Source organism: Sphingomonas faeni, assembly GCF_040407565.1.
Classification (GTDB): Bacteria; Pseudomonadota; Alphaproteobacteria; order Sphingomonadales; family Sphingomonadaceae; genus Sphingomonas; species Sphingomonas faeni_F.
In genome coordinates this window covers 41,098-63,480 of the sequence record NZ_JAPZPR010000016.1, presented here as the reverse complement: position 1 = coordinate 63,480, position 22,383 = coordinate 41,098, and the positions used below count along the sequence as shown (strand labels likewise).

22 protein-coding genes are annotated in these 22,383 nt (G+C 60.6%); 8 read left to right on the top strand and 14 right to left on the bottom strand.

Features of this window, described 5'->3' with window-relative positions; all coding sequences use genetic code 11:
* The 7 genes from O6Y00_RS21740 to O6Y00_RS21710 form a co-directional block, all read right to left on the bottom strand.
* Positions 1-212: transposase (locus O6Y00_RS21740; RefSeq protein WP_353444583.1), on the bottom strand; the 212-nt coding region annotated here is incomplete at its 3' end.
* Between the two features lie 60 nt (positions 213-272).
* Positions 273-749, bottom strand: a complete 477-nt coding sequence (locus O6Y00_RS21735) for a hypothetical protein (protein WP_037535047.1) — start codon at positions 747-749, stop codon at positions 273-275.
* A gap of 13 nt (positions 750-762) precedes the next feature.
* The gene (locus O6Y00_RS21730; RefSeq protein ID WP_207901272.1) at positions 763-2,007 is read right to left on the bottom strand and encodes a molybdopterin-dependent oxidoreductase; all 1,245 of its coding nucleotides are present in this window, start codon (positions 2,005-2,007) and stop codon (positions 763-765) included.
* 106 nt (positions 2,008-2,113) lie between these two features.
* Entirely contained in the window at positions 2,114-3,265 is a 1,152-nt protein-coding gene (locus tag O6Y00_RS21725; RefSeq protein ID WP_056056383.1) for a TDT family transporter, read from the bottom strand.
* Complete coding sequence (locus tag O6Y00_RS21720) at positions 3,262-4,134, bottom strand: LysR family transcriptional regulator (protein ID WP_019054677.1); 873 nt, start codon at positions 4,132-4,134, stop codon at positions 3,262-3,264. Before O6Y00_RS21720 ends, O6Y00_RS21725 begins: the two co-directional genes overlap by 4 nt.
* Before the next feature lie 88 nt (positions 4,135-4,222).
* Positions 4,223-5,206 (bottom strand): malate dehydrogenase, encoded by a 984-nt coding sequence (locus O6Y00_RS21715; protein WP_069710277.1) that lies wholly within the window; start codon positions 5,204-5,206, stop codon positions 4,223-4,225.
* 46 nt (positions 5,207-5,252) lie between these two features.
* On the bottom strand, positions 5,253-6,422 hold the full coding sequence (locus O6Y00_RS21710) for a YncE family protein (protein WP_019054675.1): 1,170 nt from the start codon (positions 6,420-6,422) through the stop codon (positions 5,253-5,255).
* Between the two features lie 244 nt (positions 6,423-6,666).
* Here O6Y00_RS21710 and O6Y00_RS21705 point away from each other — a divergent pair, with 244 nt between their 5' ends.
* From O6Y00_RS21705 to O6Y00_RS21690, 4 genes are all read left to right on the top strand, one after another.
* Positions 6,667-7,146 (top strand): hypothetical protein, encoded by a 480-nt coding sequence (locus O6Y00_RS21705; RefSeq protein WP_277970858.1) that lies wholly within the window; start codon positions 6,667-6,669, stop codon positions 7,144-7,146.
* Positions 7,147-7,181: 35 nt separating this feature from the next.
* Positions 7,182-7,550: a CopM family metallochaperone gene (copM, locus tag O6Y00_RS21700; RefSeq protein WP_353444582.1), complete on the top strand. Its 369-nt coding sequence runs from the start codon at positions 7,182-7,184 to the stop codon at positions 7,548-7,550.
* Entirely contained in the window at positions 7,547-8,965 is a 1,419-nt protein-coding gene (locus O6Y00_RS21695; RefSeq protein ID WP_056056390.1) for a YncE family protein, read from the top strand. Before copM ends, O6Y00_RS21695 begins: the two co-directional genes overlap by 4 nt.
* Positions 8,966-9,264: 299 nt before the next feature.
* Positions 9,265-9,486: a hypothetical protein gene (locus tag O6Y00_RS21690; protein WP_056019259.1), complete on the top strand. Its 222-nt coding sequence runs from the start codon at positions 9,265-9,267 to the stop codon at positions 9,484-9,486.
* 28 nt (positions 9,487-9,514) lie between these two features.
* Here O6Y00_RS21690 and O6Y00_RS21685 read toward each other — a convergent pair whose 3' ends face one another.
* From O6Y00_RS21685 to O6Y00_RS21665, 5 genes are all read right to left on the bottom strand, one after another.
* Positions 9,515-11,293: a chloride channel protein gene (locus O6Y00_RS21685; protein WP_082445489.1), complete on the bottom strand. Its 1,779-nt coding sequence runs from the start codon at positions 11,291-11,293 to the stop codon at positions 9,515-9,517.
* 1 nt (position 11,294) lies between these two features.
* The gene (locus O6Y00_RS21680) at positions 11,295-11,576 is read right to left on the bottom strand and encodes a hypothetical protein (protein WP_132833781.1); all 282 of its coding nucleotides are present in this window, start codon (positions 11,574-11,576) and stop codon (positions 11,295-11,297) included.
* A 25-nt stretch (positions 11,577-11,601) separates the two neighbouring features.
* Positions 11,602-13,377 carry an SLC13 family permease gene (locus O6Y00_RS21675; RefSeq protein ID WP_056019265.1) on the bottom strand — a complete coding sequence of 592 codons (1,776 nt, stop codon included), beginning with the start codon at positions 13,375-13,377 and terminating at the stop codon, positions 11,602-11,604.
* 37 nt (positions 13,378-13,414) lie between these two features.
* Entirely contained in the window at positions 13,415-13,852 is a 438-nt protein-coding gene (locus O6Y00_RS21670) for a DUF202 domain-containing protein (protein ID WP_056019268.1), read from the bottom strand.
* Between the two features lie 561 nt (positions 13,853-14,413).
* Positions 14,414-15,171 (bottom strand): IS5 family transposase gene (locus O6Y00_RS21665; RefSeq protein ID WP_126849408.1). Its coding sequence is split into 2 segments (ribosomal slippage): positions 14,414-14,838 and positions 14,838-15,171, totalling 759 coding nucleotides; the frame shifts between segments, so codons are not numbered across the junction.
* 657 nt (positions 15,172-15,828) lie between these two features.
* Here O6Y00_RS21665 and O6Y00_RS21660 point away from each other — a divergent pair.
* Both O6Y00_RS21660 and O6Y00_RS21655 read left to right on the top strand, forming a co-directional pair.
* Complete coding sequence (locus O6Y00_RS21660) at positions 15,829-16,413, top strand: recombinase family protein (protein WP_353444580.1); 585 nt, start codon at positions 15,829-15,831, stop codon at positions 16,411-16,413.
* A gap of 95 nt (positions 16,414-16,508) precedes the next feature.
* The gene (locus O6Y00_RS21655; protein WP_353444579.1) at positions 16,509-17,072 is read left to right on the top strand and encodes a recombinase family protein; all 564 of its coding nucleotides are present in this window, start codon (positions 16,509-16,511) and stop codon (positions 17,070-17,072) included.
* A 607-nt stretch (positions 17,073-17,679) separates the two neighbouring features.
* Here O6Y00_RS21655 and darG read toward each other — a convergent pair.
* Together darG and darT are read right to left on the bottom strand one after the other, a co-directional pair.
* Positions 17,680-18,720, bottom strand: coding sequence for a type II toxin-antitoxin system antitoxin DNA ADP-ribosyl glycohydrolase DarG (gene darG, locus O6Y00_RS21650; RefSeq protein WP_353444578.1), 1,041 nt, complete (start codon positions 18,718-18,720; stop codon positions 17,680-17,682).
* Between the two features lie 8 nt (positions 18,721-18,728).
* Entirely contained in the window at positions 18,729-19,376 is a 648-nt protein-coding gene (gene darT, locus O6Y00_RS21645; protein WP_353444577.1) for a type II toxin-antitoxin system toxin DNA ADP-ribosyl transferase DarT, read from the bottom strand.
* Between the two features lie 230 nt (positions 19,377-19,606).
* Here darT and O6Y00_RS21640 point away from each other — a divergent pair, with 230 nt between their 5' ends.
* On the top strand, positions 19,607-21,763 hold the full coding sequence (locus O6Y00_RS21640; protein ID WP_353444576.1) for a GNAT family N-acetyltransferase: 2,157 nt from the start codon (positions 19,607-19,609) through the stop codon (positions 21,761-21,763).
* Positions 21,750-22,187, top strand: a complete 438-nt coding sequence (locus tag O6Y00_RS21635) for an ASCH domain-containing protein (RefSeq protein WP_353444575.1) — start codon at positions 21,750-21,752, stop codon at positions 22,185-22,187. Before O6Y00_RS21640 ends, O6Y00_RS21635 begins: the two co-directional genes overlap by 14 nt.
* Positions 22,188-22,383: the final 196 nt, after the last annotated feature.

The window sequence follows — 22,383 nt, the reverse complement described above, 5'->3', positions numbered from 1 at the left end:
CCCATCTCACCCCACCGTTTCCAGCGATTGTAGAGCGTCTTGTGCGGGCCGTAGTCGCTGGGCGCATCACGCCAGCGCAGCCCATTGCGATTCACGAAAACGATGCCGCTCAACACCCGCCGGTCGTCAACTCGCGGCTTGCCATGGCTCTTTGGGAAATATGGCCGCAGGCGCGCCATCTGCTCCTCCGTCAGCCAGTACAGGTCGCTCATCCTCAGACTCCTCACGGAGCCTGAATCAGATCGCGCCTCTCACATCAATGGGTCCTGACCCTAGCCTGATCCCCCCGATACGTCGGGCGCAGCCTTCGGATCGGGGTCTTGCGCCTTGCCCTTCGCGGCGCCCGGCTGCTTTGCGCTCATGGCGGTCAGATAAGCGACGATCGCCGGCACGTCGGCTGCGGCGACGGGGGCTTTGTAGACCTCGCGCATCTTGGTGACCTCCGCGGTCCACTGGTCGGCGGAGAGTGGCGGCTGGTTCAGCGCCATGCTCGCCGAATGACACGAGGTGCAGTTCGCATTGATGACGTCGGCATGCGGGCCGGCGGGATATTGCCCTTCGTCGGTTGGGAGATCGACCGAAGTGGACGCCAGCGAGAAGCCGCGCGCCGAGACGCTTGGCGGCGGTGGTGCGGTCGGGGCGGCAGGCGGCGGGGCGACGCGGCTGTTCGGGGCACCAATCGCGAGCAGAAGAACGACGGTCGCGCCGACGAACCCGAACGACAGCGTGCCGATGGAAGGCGTTTTCATGGGGGAGCGCTCCTCAGCCGACGACGATGTTGGTGGTTTCGATGTTGCCGCGCATGAACCCGCCCGGGTTCCAGATCGGCGTCATCGGCTGCGCGATGCCGGCGGTGTTCCAGCAGCGCGACATCAGCCTAGTCGGGCCCGCATGCGTGAGCGGCACCTGCGCGTCCCAGCGGCGGAAACTGTATTTGCCGTGATCGGGGCCGAGCACTGTCTTGTACCAGGTCTTGCCGTTGTCGGTCGACACATCGACCTTGGCGACGCCGCAATCGCCCCCCATCGCAATGCCGCCCAGCGGGATTGACCGGTCGAACGCGATTGCCTGCCCTTCGTCGAGGCTCGTGACCCAGCTGCGCGGGATCATCTTGTTGATGGGCACGGCCGGGAAATCCTTCTGGCCAGGCCGCACGTTCGCGCCTGGAGTGTCAGGGATCTTGTACGCCTTGGCCATCCAGTAACCGTCGTCGGGTGCGGCGAGCACCTCGATGTCGTTCAGCATCTTGACCCAATAGGTCGAATACCAGCCGGGTACGATCAGCCGGACCGGGAAGCCGTTGAGGAGCGGCATCTGTTCGCCGTTCATCCCGAAGGCGAGCATCACTTCGCCGTCGCGTGCGTGGTCGATCGACAGCGACTTGGCGAAATCCGGTCCACCCGCGACCACCGGTTGGTCGAGCGCACCGAACCGCACCGCAACCGCGCCCGGCTTCACGCCGGCGATGTCGAGCACGTCGCGCAGGCGCACGCCGAGCCATTTGGCGTTGCCCATGGCCCCGTGACGCCACTGCGCACCGGCAACGGGCGGCTGGAACAGCGCACGCGAATTGCCCGAGCATTGGTTGATCGCCGCCAGCTCGACGCGTGGCAACTTCAGCAGTTGCGCGAGCGAGATCGACAGCGGCCGCGTGACCGCGCCGTGCACCTTGATCCGGAACGCCTCGACATCGATCGCGGTGGGGATGTCAGCCCAGTGCCAGCGGACGAAGAACTGGTCGTTTGGCGTGAAGACGTCACCATTGAACACGCTCATCGGCGTTTCCAGCAAAGGCGGGTGGATACGCTGGAGGATCATGTTGCCCTTGCCAGGGAACGCACTGGTCATCGGTCGTTCCGACGGACCGCCAGGCAGGTGCAGATCGACAATGCTCTGCGCCAGCGCGGGTGCGGCGATCAACGCGCCGCTGCCGATCGCAGCCTCTGCGAGAAAGCGACGGCGGTTCGTCGCCTGCGCCAGTTTCATATCCAGGCTGTCCACCAGCATTCTCCCTTCGATGTCATGCTCTTATGCGCGATCCGTCCGACGGTCTGCCCGGTACGGGTCGATCGGATGCGCCGGTTCGATCCGGCAGGACGATCAGTTCGGCCCATCAATTGGCTTGGGCGATGCAGGGCGACACGAACAGGTTTCCGCGCCAGCCGCCTGTGACCGTCTTGGCGCCGACCAGCAGCCACATCGCTGCGAGCGCGATGGTAAGGACGGTGCCGACGATCCCGAAAAAGCCGAGCTGGAGCGTCGTGCCGAGCTTGAAGGTGGCGACCGTGTAGACGCCGAGCGGGAAGGTGTAGCCCCACCACCCGAGGTTGAACGGAATGCCCGCGCGCCAGTAGCGGATCGTGATCAGCGTCGCGAGCGCCAGCCACCACAGGCCGAAGCCCCAGAGCAGCAGCCCGGCGATCGTGCCGATCCCCTGCGCTACCGCGCCGATCTGGCCGAGGCCGTTGGCGGCGAGGATCGCGGGCGCGTCGCTGCCGAGCACCAGCATCCCGAGCGCACCGGTGCCGATCGGGCCTAGTGCGAGCCAACTCGATGCGGCCATGCTCTCGTGCGGCAGCTTGTGCAGCGCCATCCGCAGGATGAGGATCGCGAGGATGCCGAACGCGACCGGCACCGAATACGCCCAGAGGACAAAGGAGGTCGCCAGCACCACGAACTGGTGGTGCGCGTCCGCCAGATGCGGTGCGAGCAGGCCTCCGCTCGCGCCTGCGACCTCGGCCGCGACCACTGGCAGGAGCCACACCGCGGTCATGCCGTCGAGCGAATGTTCGTGCCGGGTAAACATGAGGTAGGGGATCGCTACACCGCAGGCGAGCGACATCGCGACGTCGATCCACCACAATGTCTCGGCGATCGGGATAACGCCGGCGCCGAACCGCGGCAGGCCGAACGCCAGGAACCCGTTGATGATCGTCGCGAGGCCCATCGGGATCGTGCCGATGAACATCGACACGGTGTTGTGCCCGAAGATCCGCCGCGCCTCGTGTCCGAACATCGTCCAGCGCGCGGTGTAGAGCCCGGCGAACAGCGTGAAGAGCGCGATGTTGAAGTACCACAGCGCCTCGCCGACCGGGTGCAGCGATGCGCCGACGCCCGGCACCTGCGGCAAGGCGAGCGCGAGAATGCCGGTGCCCATCGTAGCGGCGAACCAGTTGGGGGTGAACTGCCGGATCATCTCGCGCGGGGAGTCGAGCCGGCTGAGGGGCTTCAGGCCATCGAGAACGGGTTTCAGATCGGCGGTCACTTGCCAGTCTCCTTGATGAGATCGGTCAGCGCATCGGCCGCCCGCGTTCGATACCGCTCTTTATGGCGCAGCGCGTAGAACGGACGCCGCGGCAGACCGAGCGGCAGATCGTGCAACGTGCCGGCCGCGATTGCAGGTGCGACGACATGCTGCGACAGCACCGCGACGCCCGCCCCGGCCTCGACCGCGCTACGTACCGCCTCGTTCGATGGTAGCATCAGCGCCACGGTGAGGTCCGACGGATCGACGCCGCGCTGGCGCAGCACCTCCTCGAACGACGAGCGCGTGCCCGATCCCTGCTCGCGGACGATCCAGCGTGCGGCGCGGATCCAGTCCTCGTCGATCGTGTCGGCTGCGCGGTCGCTTACCAGCACCATGCGGTCGTTCGCGACCGTCCAATGCGCGAGCGCGGGCTCGTCGATCACACCCTCGACGAAGCCGAGCTCGACCGCACCGTCGAGCACGCGCGCCGCGGCCCCCTCGGTGTTGTCGATCGCCAGTTCGATTGAGATCGCGGGGTAGCGCGCATGGAACGCGGCCAGCTGGCGGGGCAGCCAATAGCCCGCGATCGTCTGGCTTGCGACTAGCCGCAGAGTGCCGCGCTCCAGTCCTGCATATTCGGCCAGTGCAAGTTCCGCGCTGGCGGCACGGCCAAGCACTGCGCGTGCGTCGACCAGAAACATGCGGCCCGCTTCGGACAGTTCGATCCCACGGCCGACCCGGTGGAACAGCGGCACGCCGTGCCGGGCTTCCAGCGCGGCGATGGCAGCGCTTGCGGCTGACTGCGTCACATTGAGCGCTTCGGCCGCGCGCGTCATGTGCTCGCGCTCAGCGACACCGACGAAAATCCTGAGTTGTTCCAGGGTCATGCCCGATCTCCTTGCCCCAATGATAGGGAAAGGAGATCAATCGCACCAACCAAAGATTACGGTCATTCCAATCAGATATACCGGTCGTTCATTTCAGAATGTCGATAACCGCCTCACGTTCTTCGACCAGTTCGGCAATCGTGCGATCGAGCATCGTTCGCTGGAATGGATCGAGGATCAGTCCTTCGATACGCGCATACCCACCGCTTTTGCAGTGCACCGGCACGCCGCACACCAGCCCTTGCGGGATACCGTAGGAGCCATCTGACACCACGCCCATCGACACCCAATTGTCGCCTGCGCCGTGCACCCAGTCGCGTAGATGATCGATCGCCGCATTTGCGGCCGATGCGGCCGAGGACGCACCCCGTGCTTCGATGATCGCGGTTCCGCGCTGCGCAACGGTGGGGATCAACGTTTCGCGGTACCAAGCCTCGTCTCCAATACGGTCGGCGAGCTTTTGGCCATCGAGTTCGGCATTTCCCCAGTCGGCAAACATCGTCGGCGAATGGTTTCCCCAGACGACGAGCTTTGTAATCGCATCGACACCGACACCCGCTTTGGCCGCAAGCTGTCCCTGCGCGCGGTTGTGATCGAGGCGGATCATCGACGTGATGTTTTCGGCAGGGAAACCCGGCGCGCTTTGCGCAAGGATCCAGGCATTTGTGTTGGCGGGATTGCCGACGACCAGGATCTTGGCGTCGCGTTTGGCCACTGCGTCCAGCGCTGCGCCCTGCGTCTTGAAGATCGCTGCGTTGGCAGCGAGCAAATCACGGCGCTCCATGCCCTTCGAGCGGGGACGAGACCCGACCAGCATGGCCGCATCGATGTCCTTGAAAGCCACCATCGGATCATCAGTAATGATCACATCTGCCAGCAGCGGGAACGCGCAATCCTCCAGTTCCATGACCACGCCGCGTACTGCGTCCATCGCCTGCGGCACGTCGAGCAGTTGAAGGATAACGGGCTGGTCCGGTCCGAACACATCACCCTGCGCGACCCGGAAGAGCAGCGAATAGCAAATTTGTCCTGCGGCACCGCTGATCACGATCCTGACGGGGGGCTTGGTCATTTTGGAAAGGGCTTTCGTTGGGAGATTACAGACGGTGTAAGACCGATCAACGCGCCGCCAGGGCAAGCGCTGCATCGCGCCCGGATGGCACTAGATTGGCGAGACCTTTTCCTGATCTTACGGCACCAGGAACGTAGATCAGGCTTTGCACATCCGTACTGATCGGGATCGTCGACGCGGTGGTGTACGTCAGCGTGTCGATCCCAGCGACCTTGTTGGTTCCGGCCAGGCTGGCATAGATCCTCGTACCATCGCCCGACGGCCAAACCGCGGTCGGAGCCGCTTGTAGCGGGATGGTTGTCACAGCCTCCAGGCTGTCGGTTCTATAGACCTTGATTGCAGGTTGATCGCCGCCAACGCTGACATAGGCAAAGGAATCGTCCGCGCGCTGAGCGAAGTTGACCGCGCCCGTTGCTGGACCAGTGTTTATCACTTCGCGTACCGCAAACGGCGGTTTGGCAGCAAAGACCGTGGTCGTGCCGCTCTCGCGGCGTGTTGCCCAGATCTGTTTGCCATCTGGCGAGACCGCGATTGCTCCCGCACCTGCACCGTTGCTGGCAACGTGTCCGACGACGCGCCGATGCTCGACGTCGACAACCAGGATGGACGGCCTTTCAGTAAGCGATACAAAGGCATAGCGTCCGTTTGGCGACAGGATGGTCGCGCCTGCTCCGCCACTTGCTGGTACGCGGGTGATCTCCCGCGCGGTCTTAGGATCCACGACCGCGATGGCATGTTCATCGCCGAGCGAAACCCAAAGTTCGTGCCCATTGGGCGTAAACGCGACGGCGGTAGGAGACGTCTGGAACACGGTCCGGCCTCGTTCCGTGTTCGTGGCCAGATCTACGAGCGTCACACTGTGCTGCGCTAATGCCGATACCGCCAGGGTCCGCCCGTCACGCGTTGCAGCCAGGTGCTGGACTTTGGGGCTGGAAAAGCTGGGCTCAGCTATCGCGCTTTTGGCGAGGTCGATGCGTCCCAGTTCGTTGCCCGCTGCAGGATCGATGACAACGATCTTCGTCGATGTCGGGTCAGACACATAGATCCGGTCATGATGGCTAAGGTCGATATCAGCCTTCGACCACGGTGCCTGAACCGCCTTGATATCGTAGGGAAAGTCGTCCGCCGCAGGTGCAGCCCAATAGGCCTGAGCGATCGCCGGGACTGGCGCTACGGAGGCCAACATCGCGGCAACCAAAACGATCGCAGCTTTCATCGTTCGATCCTTATCGCGGATCCGGCGGGTGATCGTGCCAGTCCGATGCCGCTAGATCGACCGATATGTCCCCTGCGTCCAACGCATGGTCGCGATGGTTTCAATACGAAAACGCGATCATAGATTGTCTACCGTTCTTGTTAGATGATCGGAACGACTGTGGTTATGCGTTGGACCGACCGCCCCGCCGCAATCATCTATCCTGTCACGCTCGGCATTCATCGAGACGCGCGGAGACTTCCTCATGGCAACACAGCCGATCTACGATCTCGCTACCGAGACACTCGTTGCTCCTACGCCTGTGCGCCGACATCTCACAATCGTGCCGGATGCAGGCAATTATGACGAGCTGGAAAGAACGGCTCCAGGCATCGCATCGCGCGGCGTCCATCCTGCCACGTTGGGCTTGCTCGTCGGCGTGTATGCAGCAATGTTGCTGACTTTCTGGACCTTCTTCGCACGTGATGCAGCTACGGCGCTCGTCCTGACGGTCGTGTCGGTCTTCATGATCCTGTATTTCGGTCTGATTGCTGGCGGCATCGTACTCAGCGATACTCCCGCCCCCGGCGAACCCCTCCGTTCGTTCTCGGAGTTCATCAAGGGCCCGGTCGATATCTTGACGGGCACGATCACAGGGCGCGAAGCGGCTATACAGATGCTCTTTCTCCCGGCCTGCATGGCCGTGCTAGCAACGATTATCGGCATCATCGCTCGCGTGTCGTAAACAGGAAAACTAGGGACAGGACGATGAGATCACGCATGACCTTGCTGATGGCGATAGGCTTGTCCGTATCGACCGCTGCTATCGCGCAAACGGACGGCTTCGCGTCCGCGATGGATGCGGCGATGACGCGGATGCACGGCGCGATGATGACCGGCTATTCAAACGATCCCGATCGCGACTTCGCAAGGATGATGATCCCGCATCATCAAGGTGCGATCGACATGGCTGAGATCGAGCTGCGTTACGGCAAGGATGAACGCCTGCGCCGGCTCGCCCAGGGAATCATCGTCGAACAGCGTCAGGAAATCGCGGTGATGCAGGGCATCCTATCCGAAGGCGGCGCGTTGCTGCCTCACACCGAACCGACCGCGACCGGTCACCCCCATCACGGAGACCGTCCATGAAGCGTTTTACCTTAACCGCCTGTGCTGCCCTGTCTTTTTCGGCCCCGGCATTTGCGCAGCAGGTACCGAACGCGACCCCCGACATCCCTGTTAGCGCGCACGACCGGTTCTACACTTCGGACCAGTTCTCCAACACCGTGTCGGTGATCGATCCGTCGACCAACACGCTGCTCGGCGTCATCAAGCTCGGCGACCAGACCCCGGCCAATCTCAGCCCGCTCTACAAGGGGCAGCTGCTCGTGCACGGCATGGGCTTCTCGCCCGATCGCAAGACGCTGGCGGTAATATCGATCGGCTCGAACTCGGTGACGTTCATCGACACTGCGACCAATGCCGTGAAGCACACGACCTATGTGGGCCGATCGCCGCACGAAGCGTTCTTCCGCCCCGACGGTCGCGAAGTCTGGGTCGCGGTGCGCGGCGAGGATTATATCCAGGTGCTCGACGGTAAGACCTTCGCGCCGACCACGCGCATCCCCGTTCCTAATGGCCCCGGCATGACGATCTTTTCGCCAAACGGGAAATACGGTTACGTCTGTTCGAGCTTCTCGCCCGAGACAGTTGTGATCGACACCGCCTCGAAGAAGATCGTCGGTCGCGTCAAGCAGGCGAGCCCGTTCTGCCCTGACATCGCCGCGACGCCCGACGGTAAGCAGGTCTGGTTGACGCTCAAGGACGTCGGCAAGGTCATGGTGTTCGACGCCAAGCCACCCTTCGCAGTGCTCAAGACGTTCGATACCGGCGCGATCACCAACCACGTCAATATCGCCCGCAATAAGAATGGCCAGTTCGCCTTTGTGACGGTCGGCACCGAGAATGTCGTGAAGGTGTTCCGCACCACTGACTTCGTGCAGGTGGCGAGCATCCCGGTCGGCGCGCTCCCGCACGGCCTATGGCCGTCGGGCGACGGCACGCGGATGTATGTCGGGCTGGAGAACGCCGATGCGGTCGCGGCGATCGACACAGCAAGCAACACCGTCATCGCGACGATTCCAATCGGTCAGGGGCCGCAAGGCGTGGCATATGTTCCCGGCGCGGTGCCGGTAGGCGATGGCCGTGCAAACCTGGTGCCGCTCGCGCAGGCCGGCATGAAGATCCAGCTGACTCTATCCGGGACTGGGCGCAGCCAGGTCACGCTATTCGATCAAGGCCAGGTCCAGATTTTGCAGGCGGCGGTTGCGGGCCTCAGCCCAAAGATGCCCTATGTCCTTGGATTATCCTCCCACGCTGACGGCAGCGGCGTGATCCAGCCTCTGGCGAAGTTCATGACCAATCCGGCGGGCGGCGCGATAGTAAACACGCTCGGACCGCTCCGCCAGATCGTCAGCGACGCGAAAGGCGACATGCGCCGTTACCTCGTCATTGCTCCGGGCGACCCGATGATGCCGGGCGCTGTCGTTCAGGTGCAAAAATGAGGATTCCGGTGAAACCTGCGCCCCGCTGTCCGTGTCCGGTATATTCGGCATGACGCTGGGCTAGGTCGACACGACGTCTCGAGAGTGTCGGAAAGCACTTGTTTGTCGCACAATGGTGATTACGACTGGGTTTTCTACATATCGGGCCGCTGAATGCCGACAATGGGAAGGAAAGCGGACTGGCTGCTTTAGAGAGGGCAGGTGCGCTCCACTACCTGGTGCACTTCCATTTCGTCGCAGCAGGATGCCTTTACGCCTAGCTCATTACAGGCCCCGATCCGGCGCCGCATCGGCCTTCCGTGCCTGCCCGCCTGATAGTGCTGGGGGTCGCCGTCGTGATCCACTCGATCATGTCGCAGCTGCTCTACGCCGGGCTGTTCGTCGCCATATCCGTGCCGGTTGAACAGTTTCGCCGCGGTGCGGAGCTGATGTCAGTACATGGCGCCCAACTCGCCGGAATGGGTCTGCGATGCGGCATGTTCTGGGTCAAAATCGAAGCCCGGCTTAAGCGAGACCGGTAGGACGAAGCGTTTGCTGCGTGCCGGCTGGTCAGCTTTCTCCAAACAACTCACGTTGCGCCTTGTCCAATTCCTCTGCGTAGCGGCGTCGCGCATAGCTCTCGGAGAGGATGCCGAGAACTGCCCCGTCGCTTCCAACTACCGCCAGTTCGTCCGCACCTTCGGTATCGAACGTAGTCATGACGCTTCTGATGTCTGAATCCGGCGTAAGGGCGAGACCCGTGTGGATCGCCAGCGACCCGATCGGTGCCTTCTGATCGACCTCTTCGGCAAATGCACTGGCAGTCTGTACGATACCGCCATAATTTTCGTGGTCATCGACTAGTAGGACCCGACTTGTGGAACCAAGCGGAAACGCCCGACGAAACTCGGCGATCGTCGTGTTGCACGGCGTAGCCCTTTCGACACGTCGCATCATCTTGCCCGCTGTAAGCGTTCTGACCCAGCCGACATCGCGGGCGCTTTTGATGGTTTCGCCCCGGAGATGCAGGCGCCACGTAGAAAAGGAATAGCCGAACAGCTCGCGGACGATGGTGGACGAGACCAGCGATGCTGCAATGGCCGCGCCGGCAAGGGAGAAGTCGTGGGTCGCCTCAAGGACTAGCATCGCCATCGTCATCGGCCCGCCAACTACGGCGACCGCTAATGCGGCCATCCCCACCAGGGCCGCATTGTGCGGGTCGATCACAGGCGATCCGACAATCCATTCGAGTGAACCAGCAAACAGGTGACCCAGCAGGCTGCCCAAGAACAAGGATGCGAAGAACAGGCCACCGCGGAAGCCAAAGCCAAGTGAGATGATGGAGGCCGCGCACTTGACGACGAAGATGGCGGCGAGGAAGCGCAGCGATACCTCGGCTTCAAGATTGAGGTGGAGGGCGCCGTGACCAGCAGAGAGAATTTGCGGCGTGAGCATCGCCAGAGGGATGAGCAGAAGACCGCCCAATATCGGCCGGCAAATCGAGGGTATCGGCAGTTTGCGTGTAGCTGCTTCCATCTCCGCAACAGCCCGCATCAGCAGTATACCAGCGCCAGCGGCACAGGCCCCAAGACCGGCGTAGAGAAGGTAGTGGAACGTCTCGATCTGTTCGCCTGCATTAGCCGCAACCAGATACGGTTGAGCACCAAACGCCTGCGCCACAAGGACACTCGCCAGGCACGCCGCAGCGACAGGTGCCAGCGCTGATATCGTATAGGCCCCGATTACGATCTCAAAGGCATAGAAGGCCCCAGCTAATGGAGCCCCGAATGCACCTGCGATGGCGGCGCCCGTTCCGGCGCCGACCAAGATGCGCAGATCGGACCTGCGTAACGCAAACCAGTTGCCGCTGAGCGAGGCGACGAGCCCTCCCAACTGCGCATACGCCGCCTCAAGCCCCACAGACGCACCGAAGCCGTTGGAAAGGATCGTTTGCCCGGAGATAACGAGGCTGTCGGACCATGACATGCGACCACCATGAAGGGCGTTCGCCTCTACAGCGTCGACCATCCGGCGCCGGCGAGCATGAGTAACCCAAGAGAAGAGTGCGAGGACGGCTCCACCAGCCGGCAGGGCAAGTAGAGCAAGGTAAGGGATCGTCGTGGCCGCACTCAGCCTTTCATCCGGCGACAAGGCATAAAGCAGATGCTGCATCGCCTGTGCGAGCGTACCCTGGACGACACTGAGCAATCCGGCTGCACTGCCGATCATGATGGCCAGCACGATGAGTGCAGCTTCGCTGGATCGAAAAGCTTTACGGAGCCACGATGGCGCCACCCGACCAGATCCAGGTGGACTAGCTGCGCTATCGATCAGTGGCGCTGAAGCCATGTCAGTCGGCGTCCTGCATCAAGGTTGCAAACAGGGCTGCGGCGAGAACGGCGCTCGAAAGCCACATCACAATCGACAGCGTCCAAGACGTCGCCAGTCCAGCTGCCGTGATTGTTGCAAGCAGTAGGACGATGAGAACGGGCATGGCTGCCCGCGAGTGGAAAAAACGCATGAAGCCGCCTACGCCTGCTACATCTGCGGTGCCACAACCTTCCGAGCCGCCCGGTACGCTTCCTCGCCACGGACGCCATTCAGTATCTTCGAACGCCTGCGGCTTGGCCATGCTGCCCATCAACAGTACCCGGCGATCAGTGCAGTGGCCAAGTCCACATCACTAGAGGCGTACCAACCAAGACCACCAGAACCGATAGTGGTGCGCCCAGCCGGGCGTAATCGCTGAAGCGGTAGCCCCCAGGACCAAAAACCAAGGTGTTACACTGATGCCCAATCGGCGTCAGGAAATCGCATCCTGCCCCGATAGCGGTCCCGATGAGGAAGGCTTCGGGGCGATATCCGAGGTCATGCGCGAACACCGCCGCGATTGGCGCCATCACCAAGACCGTCGCGGCATTGTTGAGAAACGGCGTCACAGCCATCGCCGCTACGAGGATCAGGGCGACCGCGCCCCATGGCGGCAAGGAGGCCGCCAGATGGGCAAGCGAGGTCGCGAGTACATCCGACGCGCCGGTGGTGCGCAGGGTTTCACTGACCGGAATGAGCGCGCCCAGCATGATGAGAATTGGCCATTCGACGCCATCATAGGCATCTCGCAGCGGTAGCGCTCCGGTCGCCATCATTAGACCGGCAGCGGCGAAGAAGGCGACGGCCACAGGCACATAGCCGGTCGCGGTTACGGTCATCGCCACCGCGAGGATGATAAGTGGTAGGAAGCGACGCTTCGAACTTCCCAGACGCAGGGCACGCTCTGCCAGCGGCAGCGTACCGAGGTCACGCATGCGTTCCGGCAAGAGTGTGAGGGGTCCTTGAAGAACAATGACATCGCCGGCGCGCAAGACGGTCTCGCTGAGCTGCTTGGTCAGCCGTTTGCCGGCGCGCGATACCGCGATGAGATTGACGCCATAGCGTTGCTGAAGCCGCAGTCGTCCAGCGGACTGGCGGACCAACACGGAGCCGGTGGTGATGACCGCCTCAATGACGCCAACCTCATCATCTTCGCTGCCTTCCGGTAGGTCACGATGCTGTCCGGCAAGTGCTAGGTGGTCACCCGCAATGACACGCTCAAGCGTATCCGGGTCACCGCCCAAGATCAGCGTGTCGCCGGCAGCCAGAAGGAACTCGGCCGTAATGCTCGTGCGCACATCGTCACGGACAACATTGGCGATCGTCACCTCATTATCATGACGGTCGATGAAGGACTCAACCGTTTCGCCGACAGCGGGCGATCCGTCTTGGATGGTCGCCTCAGTGACATAGTCCGTGATGTTTAGAGCTTCGCCCATGGTCGGCGCTGCGCGGCGTTCCCTGGGCAGGAGGCGGTAGCCGAAACGCAGGAAAATGAGGCCGACCACAAGCAGGCCCAGCCCCGTTGGCAGATAATCGAACATGCCGAACGGCTCACCGGTCATCTGCTCTCGTACTCTGCTGACAATAATATTCGGCGACGTACCAACGAGGGTCATCAACCCGCCAAGGAGCGAAGCGAACGACATCGGCATCAGGAACACCGAGGGGCTAGTGTCCGATTTCTTCGCCGTCTGCACGGCTGCCGGCATCAGCATAGCCAAGGCACCGACGTTCTTTACGAGCCCGGACGATACCCCGACTGCCGTAGTCAGCACCACGAGTTGCGACCGGACGCGTGTCACGCGCCGCGCCAGTATCCCGAGCGCGCTCTCGATTAGGCCGGAACGCTGCATTGCCGATGAGATCACCAGCGCCGATCCAACGATGATAACGATGTCATCGGAAAAGCCAGTAAATGCCGCTTTGGGCTTCACCAATCCCAGCGACAGCCCGGCAAGCAGGGCGATGATGGCCGTGACATCATAGCGAAATCGGCCCCAAAGAAAGAGGCCCATCATGCCAATCAGCAGGCCAATCGACATAAGTTGCGGCGTGGTCATGCAAGCAGAATCCGTAAAATGGCGATAGTCACGCCGGTTATTGCAGCCAAATCCCGACGAGTGCCGCCAAGACGGCAATCGCTAGGAAGCCGTTCACAGAGATCAGCAACCAAGCCGGCAGTCGCTGAGTGTCGGGCCGCGGTGGGGCGATAGGAATCATTTCACGCCAGACCGCTGCAACGAAGCAGAAGCCGCTGAACAGGATCAGGACGGTTGCGGTCGCACCGGCAAGCCAGCCGGGCACGATGTTCTCAAGCAATGCGCGGGCGCCAATTCCTGCGGCTAGAGCGGCAAGCCCGGTACGGACCCAGGCTGCGTAGGTGCGCTCCGCTGCCATGACTGTTCGATCGGCAGCAAGCTCCGTGCGCCGATCGGCGCTATCTGCTTGCTGCTTGGCGCTATGCTCCAACCGGTCCGCACCGTGAACGAATGGGCCGTTGAAATCACGGGTCAATGACAGTCGTTCGTTGGCCATGGATGATCAACGATACCCACACGCTTTCAGCACATCGAATGTTAAAAAGGATCATGCCGAATAAGTTATCGAGGTTAGCAGATCCCCCGCCTTCACAGGTGTCAAAACCGGCTGGTTGCGGCACGAAACCTTTCTCGAAAACGATCCAGACCGTGCGAAAACTCCAACCCCGAATGTAGCGTACTAATATAGCTGCGTGTCGGTTGCCAGGTGATTGGCTATCTTGCGTCGCAGCCATATCTGGCGACGTTATGTTTCGAGCATCACGTCTGTATCGGGGGCGGCGGTGAGTTTTCGCACGGTCTGGATCGAATTTCGGGAATGTCCGGGTTGGGCAGGAAAGCGGAACGGCGGCTTTCGGGAAGGTGCTGGCGATGGCCGACATTCTGTGGCGCTGCCTCCTTTTACAGGAGTATCTATCGTTACATTCACACGCTCGGCGGTCTGCTACGATCGAACTCCATTTTGAAGATTCCGTCAGACCTCAAAACATAGGTGCAATGATGCCAATCTTCCTGACTCTCTTTAAGCATGTCACGCCTTAGGGTCAGGACTCGTTGATCAAAGCCAGAAGATGACAGTGGCAGCGAGGGCGATGGCGGACAAGAAGACCGTCGGACACCTGTCGTAGCGGGTCGCAACGCGGCGCCAGTCCTTCAGCCGTCCGAACATGATCTCGATACGGCTACGGCGCCTGTAGCGGCGTTTGTCGTATTTGATGGGCTCGAGCCGAGACTTCCGACCTGGGATGCATGGCTGGATGCCCTTGGCCTGCAAGGCATCCCTGAACCAGTCGGCGTCGTAACCGCGGTCGCCGAGCAGCCATTGCGCCTTGGGCAGATCGTCGAGCAATGCGGCCGCACCGGTGTAGTCGCTGACCTGTCCGGCGGTCATGAAGAAGCTGAGCGGACGGCCGTTTGCGTCGGTCACGGCATGGAGCTTCGTGTTCATGCCACCTTTGGTGCGACCAATCAGGCGCCCGAGATCCCCTTTTTAACCCGCAGGCTCGATGCCGTGCGGTGCGCCTTCAGATACGTCGCGTCGATCATGACGGTCTTTGGGTCGGCATCAGCGGCAGCCAGACCTTCCATCATGCGGAGGAACACACCCATCTCACCCCACCGTTTCCAGCGATTGTAGAGCGTCTTGTGCGGGCCGTAGTCGCTGGGCGCATCACGCCAGCGCAGCCCATTGCGGTTCACGAAAACGATACCGCTCAACACCCGCCGGTCGTCAACTCGCGGCTTGCCATGGCTCTTTGGGAAATATGGCCGCAGGCGTGCCATCTGCTCGTCCGTCAGCCAGTACAGGTCGCTCATCCTCAGTCTCCTCACGGAGCCTGAATCAGATCGCGCCTCTCACATCAATGGGTCCTGACCCTAGGGCGGATAGAGCATCATTGACGGATCGGTTCATGGTTCTCTCACCTTCCACCCCCTCAACAAGCTTACCGTTGCACACGACATCGTAGCGCCTCTGTATCCAGTCGTCATGAACTTCTGCCACGATCCATACTTCGGATACAGAAGCCGCTAGCATTGGAGCAATTGCGAGGGCGATGCTCTCCAGCTGACGGCTACTTTCCATTTCTGCATTTACCTCCGATGCCAGATTATATCAGCGTAATCGCTTTTGCGATCCATTTTACCGCGCTTGCCCATTGGCCGTAACTAGACAGCTTTACCAATCCCGAGCGCCCCGATTGCAACTCATGTCTGGAAAGTTCCCCATAATCCCACTGAACGAATGACTACTACCGGGACTCCGAATTACTAACCCGAGCGTCCGGGTGTGGGCGTGAACGGCCCTGCCGTTTTTAAGCGCCGACTAGCCCCGCCAGTGTCGGAAAACACATGATTGGCGACACCCCCGACCTGCGCTTTTGCTGAACCACACCCGCCTCGGCTCATAACGATCGACAAACCCTGTCGCTTTGATAAAATGTACGAAAATATGTTTTCGGGGGTTTGTCGCACATGCTGGTCGGATATATGCGGGTGTCGTCGACCGACGATCGCCAGTCGGTCGATCTCCAGCGCGACGCGCTGGTCGCAGCCGGCGTCGATCATCGGCATCTCCATACCGACAAGGCATCCGGCGCGCGCGACGACCGACCGGGCCTGAAAGCGTGCCTCGACTATCTGAACGCGGGCGACACGCTGATCGTGTGGAAGCTTGATCGGCTCGGCCGCTCGCTGCCGCACCTGCTGACGATCGTGACCGACCTGAAGGCGCGGGGCATCGCGTTTCGGTCGCTGACAGAGCAGATGGATACAACCACGCCGCATGGCGAGTTGCTGTTCTCCTTGTTCGGCGCGCTAGCACAATATGAGCGTGCGCTGACACGCGAACGGGTGATGGCAGGACTGGCCGCGGCTAAACGCCGAGGACGCCAGGGTGGCCGCCCGCCGATGATCAATGCGGAGACGCTCGAACGGATCACAGCAGCGCTGGATGGCGGGGCTAGCAAGGCATCTGTCTGCCGGACCTTCAAGGTACCGCGCTCTACCTTACTTGGCACGCTGGCCCGGATCGGCTGGGCCGCACCGGGGAAGACCTAAGTTTTGCGACAACACCTTCTACGCTCATGTTCTCTCGTATGCCGGTGTTGCAAAAGTCAGTTGCATAAGTTGTAGTTATGATACAGTTGTGCGACATGATGATCGGTTACGCCCGTATGTCCACTGATGACCAAGACCTTCGGCTGCAACGCGCGGCGCTGAAGGGCGCCGGATGCAAACGGACGTTCGAGGAAAAGGCCTCCGGCGCAAAGCGCGACCGGCCCGAGCTGGCTAGGATGATTAAGCAGCTCCGCGACGACGACACAGTGGTGGTGACGCGGCTCGACCGGTTGGCGCGTTCGACCCGTGATCTGCTCGATATTGCCGAAAAGCTCAAAGAGGCGGGTGCGGGCCTGCGCTCGCTGGCCGAGCCTTGGGCAGATACGACATCGCCCGCCGGCCGCATGGTGCTGACGGTGTTCGCCGGCATTGCCGAGTTCGAGCGCGAACTGATCCACCAGCGCACCAGCAGCGGGCGAGTGGCGGCAAAGGCGAGGGGAGTCCGCTTCGGCCGACCGCCCAAGCTCACCTCCGATCAGATCAAGTTAGGCGAGCGGTTGGTCAGCGAAGGCACGTCGGTACGCGAAGCCGCCAAGCTGCTCAAATGTCACCATGCCACGCTTTACAGGGCGCTGACCGCCGCGGCGTTGGCTCCATGATGCCAAGCGCTCAGCAATCTGACGCTTCGGAAGGAGAGGCCTGATGCCGATCCGACCCGAGCACGTGTTCCTATACCCGATCGACTGGCCGCAGCTTTCACACCACGTGCGCTTCGTGCGAGCAGGCGGCTGCTGCGAACATTGCGGACGTCCCCATGGGCAAAGGGTATTCCATCTGCGGGATGGACGATGGTGGGACCGGAGCCGGCGCTGCTGGCGCAACGGGCAGGGGAGGCGCGTGCGGCGACCAACAGAGAACATCCTGGCGCACGGTGCCTGGACGCCAGTGGTGCTGGCCTGTGCACACCTCAATCATGATCCCAGCGACAGTGCACTTCATCAGCTGGCGGCACTGTGCCAGCGCTGCCACATGCTCTACGATGGCCCGGAACATCGGCGCCGACGCTGGATGAACGCGCACTACCGGCGTGCGCTCGGCGACCTGTTCTACGGTCCCTATCCCGTGTTGGGGAGCGATTGGATCACTCCCACGCCAAACAGCATGTTGGACGGTAGCCAACCACTCTACGTTTGGATTCGATAGAGCCGGTAGACAAAGTTACCACAACGGTCTTTCTCAAGACTGGGCTGGGAGCGGAGCTCCCAATCACGCAGCGGTGAGCCAGCCTTTAGATTTGAGCGTCTCAAACGCGATGGCGACCTGCCGCTCGGTAAATACCTTTTTGCGGTCATTCCATCCGCGAACCCCCGCAAAAGCCTTCTCGGCGGTGTCTGCACCCTCTCGGGTAGCAACCCAATGCACCGTCGCAAGCAGCTCTAGCCCATACGGTGTCTCAAAACCATTCACCAGATTGGCAACATTGCTGAAGTGGGCGTGAGTCTTTCCCTCATGCTTTAACGTAGCTTCTGCCTCTGCGACCGCTCCAGGAACGATGGTCAGTTCCTTATCTGGCTGATCGCCACCGTCTTGATAGCCCGCAACGAAATGCCCCTCGACCTTGTTGAGAACATGGGAGAGATTGGTGGCGTAGGGGCCATAGTGATGCTTGATGTAGTTCAGTCGCAGCGGCTGCCCGGCTTCCTGCATAAAATACATCAGCTTTTGAACTTCGATCAACGTGACGAACGGGTCCATCAACCCTTTTAGGTAGCGGTTCATCAGCACAACAAGCGCGGCACGGCCGGGCGTCATATTAGGCACATCGCGCGACTTAACGACCTCGGGTGCGCCTTTAGGCTCATAGATAAGGACCTCAAGGTCTGGCAGATCGCGTAACGCTGCTTCAATGCGAGGACGAACATCGTTCCATTCCAGCCCGCCAAGGCCTGCGCCGAGCGGTGGAATAGCAACGGATTTGATCCCTCGCTCGCTGATGTTCCGAGCCAGCGCGGCCAGCCCGCTATCAATGTCCTCTATCCGACTCTTGCCCTTCCAATGCCGCTTGGTGGGAAAGTTGATGATGAAGCGGGGGTTGGTGAACGAGCCGGTATCGTAAATGAACATCTTGCCCGGCTGAACCTCGCCATTATCACAGGCGAGCGCATATGCCCGGAAGTTCGCCGGAAATGCCTTCTTGAACTGGAGCGCGATCCCGCGCCCCATAACGCCGACGCAGTTCACCGTGTTGACGATTGCCTCTGCGTCCGCCTTCAGGATGTCGCCCGTTTTGAGATTAATTTGTGCCATGTTTGTTCTCAGTAATACCATGCCGGTAGAATGTGAACCGGGGGACGATGCGCAGCCGCAGCGATGGCCTGTCCAGCCTGCTGACCTGTCACCTGATTATAGACACCAATCTGCTCGATGAGGTGCCAAGGGAAATGCCGATCGAGAAGGAACTCGGCCTGTTTTTGCTCCTTGGTTGGGCTTCCCGACCATTGGTTCGTTTGTACTGCGTTCCAGTTAATCTCGCCTAGCTGGTCGAGATTGCGGCGATCTTCAAAATAGTAAGATCCTGCATTGGAGAGCGTAAACGCCCAACGTCGCTGATTTGCCTCCGCCCAGGCAACGACCGTGTTCAGGTCAGCGACGAGATGCACAATTGGTTCCTGCCCACCTTGATAAGCAAGTTCGGAATTCCGGCGGTAAATCAGATAGAGCATCACTGCGCGGGGACAGAAATAAAACGGTACGCACTGACCAACATAGAGGCCTGGATGGCTGTCGAGCGTCAACTCGTTCATACGCCGCGCCTTGATATTGTTCATACCAATAACCGTTCCCTTGGCGGGATGCTGAGCCATAACCGCATCGGAAAACAAGAACCCATCCGCCGCAATCGCTGCCAGCTTGTCCACGTGAACGATATGATAGATTTTAGCGTGGGCGGGCGCAGGCATCATCAGGCGGCTTTATCCTAGTCGATCAACACGCCACCTTCCACCAGATCGCCACCATCGGTCAAATGACCTGCTCTAACCCGCCCCAGGCATCTGACACACCCGAACTCGCGCTGCCCAAATTGATCGTACTAAAGCATGGCCTTGGCCCGACTTTTGATGGATGATCGTGGTATCGGCCGGCTTGCCCCGCAGCGGGCTTTTTCCTCCGAGACGGAAAGGACTGGTAGGAGGTGACGAGTGCGCGAAAGTCGCTGGGGACCATCGTTGAGCGCGACCATCTGATCCGGCTGCTACCGGCCATTGTCGCACTCGCCGATTCTGAAAAGGAAGCGCTGGGTTTCTGGCCAGAGAATTCGATCAGTGAGGCGATTGACCGCGGGCGCTTGATTGCGCTCGCGGCGGATGGAGAGCTGTGGGGCTACATCCACTACAGCGGGGTCTTCCCGCATGCCAAAGTTCAGCAGATCGCGACCTCCCCTGGCCAGCGGCGACAGGGTGTCGCGTCAATACTAATCCGCACGCTTGTTGCGAAGCTCGAAAGCCACGGTTTCCTGAGCTTGAAAGCCGAGATTGCGGAAACGCTTGCGGGTTCGCTTGCCTTTTACCGCAGTAACGGCTTTGTCGAGGTAATGAGCCGTAAAGGCGGGTCAGCGCGAAACCGGGCAATTCTTGTCCATGTGCGCGAGCTGGAATCCGATAATCTTTTCGCTTTTGCTGATCGGCAACAGACCGCCGACCTTGACCTTGGCATTAAGCGGCGCAGCGTAGGCGAGGCCCCACTTTATGCCTTCGACCTTAACGTATATTTTGACCTGGTCCGGGACCGGCGTCAGTCGGATAAGGCGCGGGCGTTGTTTGGCGCGGCGCTGGCGCATCAGATCCGCCTTACCGTTGCAGATGAATTTGCGCTCGAACTAAGGCGGACATCAGCAGATCGGGCGAATGACCCTGTGCTGCAAATGGCCCTTCGTTTACCTCGGCTGCCGCCGGTTGATTGTGAACGGCGGGACGAGCTTGCTGCGCGAGTCCACCAGATGGTGTTCGTTGACCCAAGCTTGTCTTCAGCAGGCAGTACCCAATCGCTTAGCGATGCCGCACATATAGCTCACGCCGCCTTATCACGTGCATCTGCTTTCATCACACGTGATAAAACACTTCTCGCCGCCAGCGGCTCTCTGCTCGACCAAGTTGGGATCGATATAATTTCTGTTGAAGAGATTATATCGCTTCTCCCCGACGAAGCGACTTCCGAAACCCCTGCCCCGCGATCGGGGACAGGATTCTCTTTCGGGGAGGCCAGCGATGCCGAACTTGCAGCGTACCTCACCGCCGCGATGACGCCTTCGGGCCTCATAGAAGAATTCTGTGACTTATCCGTTTTTAGCACGGGTCGAGTAGCTAGGGCGATCCGGTCCTCCGACCATTTACTGGCGATTGGCATTCTCCTCGTACCGCAAGGCATGCAGCCAATCGCGCGGTTGCTCATCCATGCCCGCGAAGATCAGCCTGATGCAGGCCTGTTTGCAGATTTTCTGATCGACCGGCTCACCCGCGATGCGGCTAGCGTGCATCCGACCGCGATCGAGTTAATCCATGTTCCGGGTCAATCGAGCGTAAGCCGGGTTGCGCAGTCGAGAGGATTTGTGCGCTCCCGATCGGGATTGATGTATCAAAAGATCGCGCTCGGTCGACCACTCATGGAGCCCAACTGGGTCGATTGCGCAGCGGAAACGCGGCGGAGAACAGGGTTCTCGCTCCCTGTTTCGATGCCAATATCAACTCTTGAAGAAACTGAAATCTCGTTGGTTTCGCCGGGCGGCCAATCGTTTGCCTATCCAGCATCGCAACTTACCGACCTGCTCTCACCCACGATTGTAATATGGCCAGGTAAAAACGGGGTAATCGTCCCGATCGCAAAGACCTTTGCCGATGACCTGCTCGGCACGGCGCCGCAGCACACCTTCGCTTTCGTAGAGGCGAAGGATGCGGCATTTCACGCTCGACGCGCCTACGTAAGCGCTCCGCGCAATGTTCCGCTTATGCCGGTGGACGGGCCGATCCTGTTTTATGAATCTAGCCGTACAGGTGGACGAGGCGCGGTAGTGGCAGTGGGGCGTATCGTCGATTGCACCCTACAGCCAAAAGCAGACCTCTCTGTCGACAGCCAGCGCAGGCTCGTAGTTGACGATGTTGATGCCTTCTCTGCTACCGACGATATTCTCGTTACGAGCTTCGACAACCTGTTCGCGCTACCTGCGCCGGTTCCGTTACGCTACCTGAAGGCGATTGACGCTGCCGGAAACGCTAACCTCATTTCCGCTGTCTCGCTGTCCAGTGGGAAAGTTACGCAGATTCTCACCCAAGGATGGCTTCGTGGCATTGGTTGACGACGATAGATTAATTTCCATACGCCCAAACTTCGCCTGTGCCATTTTCAACGGTTCTAAAACGGTCGAGATCAGGCGGAAAATCCCGCTGATCAAGCAGGGAATACGGCTCTGGATTTATGTTACGAAGCCCGTCGGCGAGGTCCGCGGTGTAGCCCGAGTTGCTGAGATCGTCGAAGGCGATCCAGACGCGGTGTGGCGTGCTTGCGGTCCGCGAACTGGACTGGCTCGAGCCGCCTTTAACGATTATCTACAAGGCTCGGCGAAAGCGTACGGTCTTGTTCTACAAGAGGTAGAAATCGGCTGCCCAGCTTCGATGGAGGTGTTGAGGACCCTTCGTGCGGGCTTCCATCCGCCGCAAGTCATTACTCGGTTGACCGTTGCAGAAGCGGAAGGGCTTCACCGACATCTCTTCCCCACCTGACGGGAAGGCATTGGGCGTTAACGACTGCTTTGGCGTGCTCGTCGAATCGAGCGATAGGGCTAAGTGTCACAGCCCTTCGGTTGTGACACTGCTGACAGTCTGAAGGTCTAAATTATTGCATCGAATAGCGCAGCACCCGCGCCCCGACAGCGACCAGCTGTAGCCCTGGAGACAACGCGGTTGGCGGTGTGGTCGT